Below are 11,129 nucleotides of genomic sequence, written 5' to 3'. Positions count from 1 at the left end.
TCGGGCAGTTGGGTAATGGTATTTGTCGTCATGTGGCATATCCTTTTCTCGGATGAGAATTGCGGCGCGTGAACAACGCCATGATATGCCGCCCCTCAGGGCCATCACCAACTTTTAGCTATATCTCCCGCATGGGAAACTGTTATCAATCGAGAAGACTCCGGACCGTCGCAGATCACTGTTGTAAAAAAAGACGGGACGACACTGCAATGCGAGCGTCTTGACGACTTCAAGAAAGCGCCCTTCGGCCCAATGGTACTCGGGCAAGATGGCTCTATCGCACTCTATGTTACTGACTACCGAGACAAAGAATCCGGTGAGTGGGAAAAAGTTGATCCCGAGCATGGTGACTGGGGGCCGGAAATAACGATCATTCCTGCCGGAGAAATCTCAGAAGTGCGCATTAGGCACGCCCCCTCACTTCTTCGGCGGTGGCGACGAGGACGGGGCACTGGGAAGGGGTCTAGCGTTGTCGGGGATGAAGACCCGTCCGCTGACTGATACCGGCGTCTGATTATCGGATGATTGCACTTATTTACCTCTTCGGGGGTGGCGGCGCGACGGGTGCGCTCGGGCTAGGCCGCGTATTCGTTTCGGGGATCGAGCGCGGAATGCTTGACGGACGTGGTGAAGGCGGGGGCGCGGGCTCTCTAGCCATGTGTTTCACCTTTTTGGTTTGGGCGGTGGTGGTGTCCCAGGGGCAGCAGCAATGGGCTGCTGTGATCCTTGGACCTTAACCCCGACCGTTGTCTTTCGCGGGGGCAGTTTGACGGGGGGCTTTGGCGGAGGTTTAGGGGTCTTAGCCACTTCGCCTACCTCTTTGGCTTTGGCTTTGGCGGTGGCGGCGCGACTGGCGCACTTGCCATGGGCTGTTGCGAGTTTATCGAAACGTTCTCACTGCTGTGCGGCCTTGTTACCATGGTTGGCGCAGGCTTCGTTTCTCTGCTGCTGCTATCGTTTTCACCGCTCATACTTTGCCTCTCAATGTTGTTAATCTAAAGTAGAACATACTGGCAACGCTGTTGTAAATCCAGCTGAACGGTTGAGATGTGGCCGCGTGAATTCAACCGGTCAGATCAAACATCGCGAGCTGCTGAGGCTCCACCCAATAGCCCCGCTGACGCTTGGAGGCTTCCAGTGTGACCAGAGCCGCAACGGCCTGGTTCTCGTCCTCGAACCAATCCATCCGCACCTGACCGCCCTGCCCTATGCGGCCCCATTCGCGGTACAGCGTCCATTCGCCGAACAGGTTCGGCATCACTGCCATCCTGTAGAACCGAGCCATTTTCTGCGCAGGCTGGCGTTTCTCAAGATAAGTCTGCATGGCCGTCACAGGTGATACTTGCGCGCAATTTCCAGCGCTTCAGCCTGTTCGGTACCGATGTATTCCTTGGTGCTTTCAATGCTGGCATGGCCGAGCAGGAGCTGGGCGGCGCGCAGGTTGCCGGTCTGCTGGTAGATGTGGGTGGGGAAGGTCCGGCGCAGCGAATGCAAGCCGTAGAGGCTGGGATCGAGGTGGGCCTTTTCCAGCCAGGAGCGGAACAGCCGCCAAAGCTGGCTTTCGCTGAGGTGGGTGTCGGCCCACCGTGCCCCCTGCCCCGTGAACAGCCAGCCGTGCAGCGGCTTTTCAGAGTCGGCAAGATAAGCCCTCAGACTGTCGCGCGTCCCGGAGGACAGGCGCGCCTGGACCGGACGCGCATTGCGCGTCTCGGTTTTCTTTTGTCGGATTTCGACGATTTCGCGCACCCCTGCCGGGGTGGCCACATCCGAGACCCGCAGGCGTACCAGGTCAGACCCCCGGAAACTGGTATCGAGGGCGGTGTTGAACAGCGCCAGATCACGTAAGGCTTTTTCCTGGCGCAGGATCATCCGGATCAGGGATACCTGGTCGGGCATCAGCGGAGGTTTTTTACCGACCACACGGCCTTTATTCCAAGCGGTCTCGGTAGCAGCTTTCACGGGCAAATCCTTGCGAGGTTATAGCACTATAATACCTATAAACCTTGCATGATAGAAATAAGATGTTGCGCGATACTGCACTTTCCCCATGTTTTGTTGGGCTTTCAGCTTTGGCACTTATGCGAGCTTTTAACTAAAAGCCTGCATGAAGATGAAAGTCGACGTTCCCTGCGTGATGGAGCAAAGTCCGGTGTGTCGGACTTTGCTGCCATTTGCTGTGAAAGTGAGAACCTGGCTGGTACTGCCGCGACCGATATTATGTTGGGCAAAAAACCGAAATTCGGCTTGGCCAACTGCTGGATGATCGGCCCGACCTACAGACGGGTCGACTGGGACCGATATGGCGATACTATCCGCGTCGTCGCCGAGGAGTGCGATCTGCATGTCTACGAGGCCACAGTGCCGGTAGATCATTGTCAAGACGAGAGCCCAAGCTTCAGAGGACCGACGGTTGGTGGCCCGAGCAGGCGTCCTGCCCGGCTCGGGCCTTCTCAGGCCCGAGCTTCTGATACCATTCGCAAGGCGTGGGAGGTGTCGTTGAAGACGGCCTTTGCAGGGATCCTGAGCACCTTGTAGCCATCGCGCTTCATATCGGCATCCCTCTGCCTGTCACGGGCGACCGCATCCGGGGATGAGTGATAGGCCGCTCCGTCAATTTCGACGACCAGTCGGTCGTCGATCATGAAATCCGCCCTGTATTGGTAGGGAGAATGAGATATCTGGGGCCTGAACTTTCCGAGCCCGACCTGACTGCGAAGCCGCAATCCTTTCCCCTCGACCGCTCCGGGCCCAGTTTTGAGGGTGTAGGCAGATACCATCATCTCAAGGAACGCAACTTCCGCAGGGGACTCGCAGGCGTCCCGCAAATCTTCGACGCTCACGGGGTAGTTCTTGGCAGCCTCGACGATCAAAGGCGTGCTACGGTATTGTCGAACACTCTTGATATCGCCGTAGATCGTCCATCCGATAAACCCTGCGACGAATAAAAGTGGCAGAAACACAATCGACGCTATGGCCAAAACGACAACAGCAGAGATCCGGAATGGAAGATTAATGCCCTTCAGGCCCCCTTCCTTTATCCCATCAATGAACGATACCTCTTGCTGATCAGAAATCTGGATATCCTGACTGGAAACAACGCTGGCAAGGGCATCAATGCGCGTTCGGTGCCGTGAAACAAATTCTAAGGAACGTTGCTCTTTATCCTTATTCGCCTTTAAAAGTTCTCCCCAAGCGTGAACTATATCCTCACTTTCAAAAATATTATCTTGAGTGCGATCCGAGGAAATAGTTCTATCATAGAATCTGATGAAATTACGGTCCTCGACAGATAGTCCCTCCTTCCGAACAACATCCAGCAGAGCCTGAACTGAGCGTTTTAAGGCCATATCCTTCAAGCTTCCAAACCAAAGATCACACGACAATTCGATCATGATTGAAATTCCCTTAAAGACTTCAACGCGATCGCTACTTTCCAAGTTGCGCGTGGCCAAAATGTAGCGCGCTTCTGAACTTTTCAGACTGAGCGCTCTGGCAAGGAAATTATTGGCAAGGTCTTGATCCTGATCGACGATAACGCCGCGCTCATGTGCTTTCATCATTATTAGGTGTGCTGAGGGTAAATTTGCGCCGCGCTCATAGCTAAGCATTGCAATATTGACAGTCGCCTCGTCAACCTTGAGGTGCTCGCTCTGTCGATAGGCACTCACGGCCCCGTCCAGATACCTTCTGACTTTATCTAACTCGAACGTATCGTCGTCGCCAGAATTCTTCAAAATTTCAAGCGTTGCTTCTTCATCAAAGAGAAATTTAAAACCTTGTAATGATAGCACAAAAAAACTCCCAGTTTCCGCTTAGAGCTAAGAAACCCTATCTTAGGGCAAATATAAGGCGCCCCAATCAGCTGGGGCACCTTTTATCTTCGGTGCGACATTTTAGACGATCTCGGCCGCCCAAGCTCACACCCGAATCTTCTCAAAATCCTGCAGAACCAAGATTTCCCCGTTCTGGCATACTTCGATCACCGCATCAGCCTTGGCCAAGATGTCTTCGAGCCGCGCGGCGAAGATCAGTCCGTCTTTCCACATCACAGAGGGGCCATTAACCTTGGGTGTTGAGGTGCTCCCCATTTCTTGGACATGATCTGGCGCTTTTTAAGCTCTGATCTGTTCCTGTTGATCGGGTTGCGTGACTTCTATTTGCAGTGAGTAAACCACTGCCGGTGGCTGTCCGCCAAGGGCTTTGTGCGGGCGGCGGTGATTGTAGAACTCCATCCATTTCCGGACACCCGCGCGGGCCTGTGACCCGGTCTCCCAGGCATGCAGATAAACGCACTCGTATTTCAGCGTTCGCCACAGACGCTCGATGAAGATGTTGTCCAGATAGCGGCCCTTGCCATCCATTGAGATGCGGATGCCCGACCGCCGCAGGCGGTCTGTCCAGGCGAACGACGTGAACTGAGATCCTTGGTCGCTATTCATGATGTCCGGCGGTCCGAACCGATAGATGGCCTCGTTCAGCGCCTCGACGCAGAAGTCCGCGTCCAGCGTGTTCGAGATCCGCCACGACAGAACCATGCGGGTGTGCCAGTCCATGATCGCCACCAGATAGAGGAATCCGCGGCGCATCGGCAGGTAGGTGATGTCCACGCACCAAACCTGATTTGGCCTGTCCACCCGCAGTCCGCGCAAGAGGTAGGGATAGGTCTTGTGCCCCTTCGCTGGCTTGCTGGTGTTCGGCTTCTGATAGATCGGCATCAATCCCATCAGGCGCATGAGCCGACGGATGCGCTTCTCGTTCACCGCATGGCCCTCGTTGCGCAGGTGCCACGTCATCTGGCGAACGCCGAAGAACGGCGTGTCGAGGAACTGCACGTCGATCAGCCGCATCAGCGCGAGGTTCTGCTCGGTCTCACCCTGCGGCGTGTAATAGAACCACGATCGCGGGACCTGTAGCAGCGCGCACTGCTGGCCAATCGACAGGTCCGGATGGTCGCGCTCAACCATGCCCCGCCTCACTTCCCGCCCCAGGGCTTGAGCTTTCTTTCCAAAAAAGAGTTGGCCACCGCCAGCTCTCCGATCTTGGCATGCAGGTCCCTGACTTGGTCTTCATCAATGACCGGCGTCTTGCGGCCGCCGCGTTCAAAGACACCGGACGCGCCGTCCAGCAGCGCACGTTTCCATTGGTTGATCATCGTCGGATGCACGCCGAACCGGCTCGCCAGCTCCGACACGGTCGCCTCGCCCTTCAGCGCTTCCAGCGCCACCTTCGCCTTGAACTCAGGGGCATGCTGCTTTCGTTTCGACATCTTCGATCTCCTTCGTGGTGAAGATCAACAGACAGCAAATCAGAGCTTACGTCAGTGTCCAGTTTTCGGGGAGCACCTCATGTAGGTCGTGTCAGCAGAAACCAGATTTCCAGTCCTTCCTATCAAAGGCATCATCCACGGTATCGAGCGTTTCATGCAAGCTATTATCATAAAGCTTGCATGAAATCTTGAAGCAGACGCCAGCAACCGTCACAGGTGATAGGTCGATCCGATATTTACCTCGGGCTAAGTTATATGCTGACCGGTTGTTTTACTCTACCATCTGGCGGCCCCCCCCTTGTGTCAGAGAAGTTGTCCGCTGCTCTATTTTTCCTCTATTTCTCAGGTGGGCGGGATAGGACGATGACGTGGGATATTCACCGGAACGGAAAGCAGCTGTGCTGAAGCGGATGCTTCCGCCGAACAACATTGCCATTCGGGAGCTGTCGCAAGCAGAAGGCATCTCGGAGGCAACGCTGCACAAGTGGCGCACAGCTGCGCGCGGCAAGGGCCAGCTTCTTCCTGATGCAGACGCTGGCCCCGAGGGTTGGTCGTCGCGTGACAAGTTCGCGGCGGTGCTGGAAACAGCGGCGCTCAACGAGGCTGATCTGGCCGAATACTGCCGCAAGCGCGAGCTTTATCCTGCGCAGATCACAGCATGGCGTGCCGCCTGTGAACAGGCCAACGACTGGGACCGCGTCAGCACGGCGCGGCTGGGTCAAGCGACAAAGGAAGAGAAGAAACGGGTCAAGGATCTGGAGCGAGACTTGGCGCGCAAGGAGAAAGCCCTGGCCGAAGCGGCAGCGCTGCTCATTCTCAGAAAAAAGGCGTCGGCGACCTGGGGGGGCGACGAGGACGCATGATCAGCCATCCACATCGCCAAACCGCCATCGCTCTGATCGAAGAGGCTGTCTCTGCTGGCGCGCGCCGTGTGCCATAGCTTGCAGTGAAATGGAGATCAGCGACCGCACCCTGCGCCGCTGGAGGAAAGACGGTCAGGTTCAGCCGGACCAGCGGCCTCTCGTGCCGCGTCCGGAACCGGCCAACAAGCTGAGCGCGGATGAACGCGCCGCCGTGCTGGATGTCTGTAATTCAACGGAGTTCGCGAGCCTGCCGCCCAGCCAGATCGTACCGAAACTGGCGGATCAGGGGCGGTATCTGGCATCCGAGGCCAGCTTCTACCGCATCTTGCGCGCCGATGGACAACAGCATCACCGTGGTCGGGCAAAGCCTCCGGTCCGACACAAACCACCCACCAGTTACAAGGCCAGCGCACCCTGCGAAGTCTGGACCTGGGACATAACCTGGATGCCGGGGCCCGCTCTTGGCATTTTTTTCTACCTCTATCTGATAGTGGATATCTTCAGCCGCAAGATCGTCGGCTGGGAAGTTCATGAGCGAGAGAGTGCAGACCTGGCAGCCGTCCTCATCCGGCAAGCGGTCATGGCAGAGGGATGCATAGCGCGCCCACTGGTTCTGCACGCTGACAACGGTAGCCCCATGAAGGGCGCCACGATGAAGACCACTATGGAAAAACTCGGCATCATCGCGTCCTACAGCCGGCCGCGCGTCAGCAATGACAACCCGTTCTCGGAGGCGCTGTTTCGAACCTGCAAATATCGCCCGGACTGGCCAACCAAGGGTTTTGCCACCAAAGATGACGCTCAAGCTTGGGTGAAATCCTTCACCGGTCGGTATAACGAAGAGCACCTACACAGCGCCATCCGCTTCGTCACCCCGGCCGCGCGCCACGCTGGCCATGATCGTGCAACGCTCGCCAATCGTGCCAGTCTCTATGCAAATGCTCGGTCACAAAACCCAGAACGCTGGTCAGGCAAAACCCGCAACTGGCAACCTGCCGGAGCCGTCTGGCTCAACCCAGAAACCGAAATCAGCGCCCCTGAAATCAGAGACGCCGCATGAAATCGGCGGACAACTACTTTGACAAACACCGCCCCTCAGAGCATGCAAGCTTTGCGCACTTATACCAAATGTTGTATGAGATATCTTGATGGGCACAGATGGTTGTATCTATCAGCGGCGCATAGATAGGAGGCCTCATGGGAAAATGGAAAAAGAAGTTTCGGACACTACCGAAGCCAATCCGCGTGGAGCTTCAACGGATTGTGGTGGACGATATCAAGGTCCTAGCAGGCAAGAGGATCAGCACTGACGATGTAGTCGCAGGAACCTATGCCCACCTCGGCCTAAAGCATGAAAAGCTTCAGGTCGGGCAAAGCTGGGAAGTCGTGCCGCCTATGAATGTCGGCACCACGTCAAAGCGGAACAGCGAAGGCTGGACGGTTACTCGCAAGGACCTGCCTAAGCATCGGAAATACTTTTATCGGGACATTCCGATCTACGGCGATGCAGCCCGCAACGGCTGGACTACCGCTGCCATTCCGCGTGAGGTGTATGAGACTGACAGCTATCCACCTTACCTTTTCCAAATCGAGGTTTCCGTTCAAGAAGTTCTGAACGATGGCCGTTTCGGTATCGTCTTCTCGATTGATGAAGTGTTTTCCAAACATTCGGCCAGCTTCGAAGAGGACCTGCTTTTCGCAGTTAACCTGCTCCAGGAGAACACCGGCGTCAGTGCTGTAGCAGCATCAGAAAACCCCGACTTTGTTTTCACAAGTCAGCTTCGTTGGGACGTTTTCCCGCCTGGACAGATTGCCGACCTGGCGATGCGTATTCAACAAAATGGCGGTCGAAACCCGCCTGACTTGGCAACGATCACGGAACGGCTGGAGTTGTTCGAGCAATTCCAGCCAATCGAGTATTTGAAGGGCTTGGGCGGAAATGATCATTACATCGGTGCGAAGTATGCCGACGATCTTGTCGTCTTCGAGAACATGCGCCACGGAAACGCGCTGTACGTTCTGTATGACGATTGGGCCACACTATCGCAAAAACCCCGAAGCGAGATACTGAAGCTACCGACCAGCAAGTTTGACCGCCTCATTCACACAGAGGGGTGGGCAAACCGCTTCGCCCTGTTGATGCAACATGAGCTGCAAGATCGTGGAACACGTATTAGGATCGGCAGGCATCAAAGAAGGCGGCGGCGATAGGCTTATTATTCTGCCCCATCCGAAAACAGGCCCCTATAATGATGCGCTAGTTAACCCACAAAGCCACATTTGTGCTTTTGTGGATTCATGGATCGCGTCTCGTCTTTCCGGAGTCGAAGCCCGTGATTATACCGGTGGCTGGATCGACGATCTTATTGATGTCGTCTTGGAGGCCTTGAGTGCGTACCATTGCGAAGATGCGGATTTCTGCGTCGGGACAGACCTGGCGCAGCAGCTCAGCACAAGCGTATGTCGTGCGTCCCAAGGTGAGCACATCGTCGACGATAGTGATTTTGTCCGGCACAAAAAAGGGACGTTCCGCCTCGATGCTATCCAGGTGAATCGGTACAAGCGGCCTGTCATCCGCCCTTTGCGAGCTCGACGATTTTGGCACGGCCTTGATCCGCGTCAGGTAGGTTTGCACGTCCTGGCCAAACCCATGCTCGTGCAGAACATCACAGATGACCTTTGCGGGCCATAGAGCTCCGTCCGGCAGAGGCGCAGAACGCGGTGCAGGCACCAAAGTCACGTCCGGCCCTAGAAACGGCTTTAGATTATCGGCCTTGGCGTCACGCAAGTGAGGGACAGCGGAAGCGATGATATCCACCCTGCCCGCTTTGATAGCACCACAAGTTCCTCTCGATCGTTTCGAGAGGTCCGAGGTGCCGCGTGGCGAATAATTGGCGAACGTGCCGTACTCATAGCTCGAAGGCACGAACGCCCCCGGCTGTGTAGTTTGGGATGTCGAGCAGGATGTCCGGCAGGTTCTCGCGGCGCAAAACCTGCGCCCCATACTCGATGAGCTGCTTTGGCCAGGTCAAGTTCGGGTCGTTGGCGACGTTCTCAAGGAGGTAGAGGTCGCGTCCGAGCCGAATTGCTTCCCAGCCCTGATGACGTGTCCCGCTCTTCTCGCTTGCCTCGATAACGATGGTCGCATCGCAGATGAGCGCCATCGTCCGATTGCGCCGCGGGAAGTTTTGGCCCTTACCCGGATAGCCTTCGGGAAACTGTGAAATCGCAAGGTGGTTGCGCTTAATCTCTTCGAGCAGTCCCGCGTTCTTCGCTGGATAGGCTTTGGACAAGGGTGTGCCAAGCACGGCGATGGTGCGCCCGCCCTCTTCAATCGCCGTTCGGTGTGCCACCGTGTCGATGCCATCGGCAAGACCACTCACGACGATGATGCCTTGCTCTACAAGCGCCCGAGTCACCGCCTTTGCGCGTTTGATACCGTCCGGCGTGGCCTTGCGGGAGCCGACGATTGCCACGCGGGAGCCTTCGGTCAGCAGCGAGGTATCGCCCGCCGTGTATAACAAGTCCGGGGCGTTCTTCTCTTCAACTGGGCCAAGTGGCCCAAGGGCTTCTCTTGTTCTTAGCTCTGCGTGCATTTCCATCCTAGCGATGCCATTTGCGCCACCGCCCTCCCCTTTGGTTTTACTTCACAAATTCGTGTTTGTGTAATATTTCACACAAACCCACATTTGTGCTTTTGTTCATTTGCGGGTTATGCCCGCATCCTCTTCCAATTCTTGCGTGCGCTGTTCAATGAAGGCTTGGAGTTCACCTACCATTTTCCGATCCGTCGCACTGCACGCCGTTTTGAATCGCGTGTGCAGGCTCGCCGGAAGATCAAGGCTCAGGCGCTTGGTCGGCTCATCCGGCATGGTCTTCGCGACCGGCTTGTCTGCCCGTGTTGTGTCATGCCCTGCCCCGCCACGTTCAAACGCGAGGATTTGGTCATCCGTTGGCTGCTGCTTCGGCTTCGGAGCCGCCGAAAATGTCTTCTTCGACATACCGCTCAATCTCTTTCGTTAGTTGGTTGATCTCGCGGGCCGCATTGCTATCGCCAGCCCACTCGAAAATCGTTTGCCCCATGGTCATACCTTCAGCGAAGGCCACCCGTTGCTCGATCTCACTTGCTAGGATTGGCAAACCCGCCTCGGCAGCCATGTTGCGAATATCTCGCCCTATGACAGTTTTCCCTATTTTGCGGGAAACCACAAACCCACATTTGAGGGAAGGCTTGAATTCCTGCGCTTCTTTGACTTGACGCACTGTCAGGTCAGATGCCCACGTCGAGAGACCAGACGGTTCGATAGGCAACGCCACAAAGTCCGATGCAACGATACAAGATCGGGCAATCTCCTCCGCGTGCGGCGGGCCGTCGATGATGGTGTGAGTATAGTCTTGGGCAAGCTTTAGCGCATCCCGCGCCATGTTGGCCCGTGCCATGCTGACAACCTGGAAGGGCGCATCTTCGCGGAGGCTTGCCCATGTTGTGGCCGAGCCTTGCTTGTCAGCGTCGATTAGAAGCACCCGGTGGCCTTGGCGTGCCAGACAGCCCGCCACGTTCACGGATAGGGTGGTTTTGCCGACGCCGCCTTTTTGGTTCAGGAAAGATATGATCATGAGTCCACCTCACCACATTCGTGGGAAAGCGTAAAGCCACAAACCCACATTTGTGCATTTTAATTCTGGTATGCGCCTCGCTTATTGCAGAAGGCCAGAAAGTGCTTATCGGCATCCTTCACGTCGATAGCCTTGTCATGCACCCATGACCGCCACTCGTTTTCCAGCACGTAGACGTCCCACCCGGGCGCAAGACGCCGCGCCTCATCATGTGTGTCTGGTTTTCTGAACCGCAACGCCAGGAAGGAGGGGGCGATGTCAATCCCGGAGCAAAATTGGCCAAGTTCCCGGTGTAAAATTGATCAGCTTGGTCGCGGTTTAGCTGCGCCTTGGCGCGGGTGCTCTCCAGATAGCTGACGTGTGCCAAGGCGCGCAGGCCGCAG

General features: G+C 56.2%; 10 protein-coding genes and 1 pseudogene. 2 read left to right on the top strand and 9 right to left on the bottom strand.

What is annotated here, in order from left to right:
• Positions 1-1,063: 1,063 nt before the first annotated feature.
• The 5 genes from ROE7235_RS17335 to ROE7235_RS17315 all read right to left on the bottom strand — a co-directional run bounded on the left by ROE7235_RS17335 (position 1,064) and on the right by ROE7235_RS17315 (position 5,266).
• Positions 1,064-1,324, bottom strand: coding sequence for a WGR domain-containing protein (locus ROE7235_RS17335; protein ID WP_076535674.1), 261 nt, complete (start codon positions 1,322-1,324; stop codon positions 1,064-1,066).
• A 5-nt stretch (positions 1,325-1,329) separates the two neighbouring features.
• Positions 1,330-1,959 carry a tyrosine-type recombinase/integrase gene (locus tag ROE7235_RS17330; protein ID WP_245964016.1) on the bottom strand — a complete coding sequence of 210 codons (630 nt, stop codon included), beginning with the start codon at positions 1,957-1,959 and terminating at the stop codon, positions 1,330-1,332.
• Between the two features lie 491 nt (positions 1,960-2,450).
• Positions 2,451-3,791, bottom strand: coding sequence for an endonuclease domain-containing protein (locus ROE7235_RS17320; RefSeq protein ID WP_121096868.1), 1,341 nt, complete (start codon positions 3,789-3,791; stop codon positions 2,451-2,453).
• A 126-nt stretch (positions 3,792-3,917) separates the two neighbouring features.
• A complete protein-coding gene (locus ROE7235_RS20850) occupies positions 3,918-4,049 on the bottom strand; it encodes a hypothetical protein (protein WP_281272873.1) in 132 nt (43 codons plus the stop codon).
• A 63-nt stretch (positions 4,050-4,112) separates the two neighbouring features.
• A protein-coding gene (locus tag ROE7235_RS17315) for an IS3 family transposase (RefSeq protein WP_245964015.1) occupies positions 4,113-5,266 on the bottom strand; the annotation gives its coding sequence in 2 pieces (ribosomal slippage) (positions 4,113-5,014 and positions 5,014-5,266; 1,155 coding nt in all).
• A 410-nt stretch (positions 5,267-5,676) separates the two neighbouring features.
• On the opposite strand from ROE7235_RS17315, the pseudogene ROE7235_RS17310 reads away from it, so the two are divergent.
• Positions 5,677-7,189 (top strand): annotated as a pseudogene (locus tag ROE7235_RS17310) (IS3 family transposase).
• 137 nt (positions 7,190-7,326) lie between these two features.
• Positions 7,327-8,340 (top strand): hypothetical protein, encoded by a 1,014-nt coding sequence (locus ROE7235_RS17305; protein WP_121096866.1) that lies wholly within the window; start codon positions 7,327-7,329, stop codon positions 8,338-8,340.
• An 85-nt stretch (positions 8,341-8,425) separates the two neighbouring features.
• Here the strand turns inward: ROE7235_RS17305 and ROE7235_RS17300 are convergent, their stop codons facing one another.
• From ROE7235_RS17300 to parA, 4 genes are all read right to left on the bottom strand, one after another.
• Positions 8,426-8,947: a hypothetical protein gene (locus tag ROE7235_RS17300; RefSeq protein WP_121096864.1), complete on the bottom strand. Its 522-nt coding sequence runs from the start codon at positions 8,945-8,947 to the stop codon at positions 8,426-8,428.
• A gap of 91 nt (positions 8,948-9,038) precedes the next feature.
• Positions 9,039-9,731, bottom strand: a complete 693-nt coding sequence (locus tag ROE7235_RS17295) for a DNA-processing protein DprA (RefSeq protein ID WP_245964014.1) — start codon at positions 9,729-9,731, stop codon at positions 9,039-9,041.
• Between the two features lie 99 nt (positions 9,732-9,830).
• On the bottom strand, positions 9,831-10,130 hold the full coding sequence (locus tag ROE7235_RS19960) for a hypothetical protein (protein WP_132953151.1): 300 nt from the start codon (positions 10,128-10,130) through the stop codon (positions 9,831-9,833).
• Positions 10,075-10,746, bottom strand: coding sequence for a ParA family partition ATPase (gene parA / locus ROE7235_RS17290; RefSeq protein ID WP_037931658.1), 672 nt, complete (start codon positions 10,744-10,746; stop codon positions 10,075-10,077). Before parA ends, ROE7235_RS19960 begins: the two co-directional genes overlap by 56 nt.
• Positions 10,747-11,129 lie beyond the last annotated feature (383 nt).

The sequence above is a fragment of the Roseinatronobacter ekhonensis genome (assembly GCF_900499075.1).
In the GTDB taxonomy this organism is placed as follows: domain Bacteria; phylum Pseudomonadota; class Alphaproteobacteria; order Rhodobacterales; family Rhodobacteraceae; genus Roseinatronobacter; species Roseinatronobacter ekhonensis.
This window is presented reverse-complemented; position numbering and strand designations above follow the sequence as displayed.

Excerpts from the sequence above, each read along its gene's own strand:
- ROE7235_RS17335 (WP_076535674.1), bottom strand. The coding sequence starts at position 1,324 with ATGCAGACTTATCTTGAGAAACGCCAGCCTGCGCAGAAAATGGCTCGG.
- ROE7235_RS17305 (WP_121096866.1), top strand. The coding sequence starts at position 7,327 with ATGGGAAAATGGAAAAAGAAGTTTCGGACACTACCGAAGCCAATCCGC.
- ROE7235_RS17295 (WP_245964014.1), bottom strand. The coding sequence starts at position 9,731 with ATGGAAATGCACGCAGAGCTAAGAACAAGAGAAGCCCTTGGGCCACTT.
- ROE7235_RS19960 (WP_132953151.1), bottom strand. The coding sequence starts at position 10,130 with ATGTCGAAGAAGACATTTTCGGCGGCTCCGAAGCCGAAGCAGCAGCCA.
- parA (WP_037931658.1), bottom strand. The coding sequence starts at position 10,746 with ATGATCATATCTTTCCTGAACCAAAAAGGCGGCGTCGGCAAAACCACC.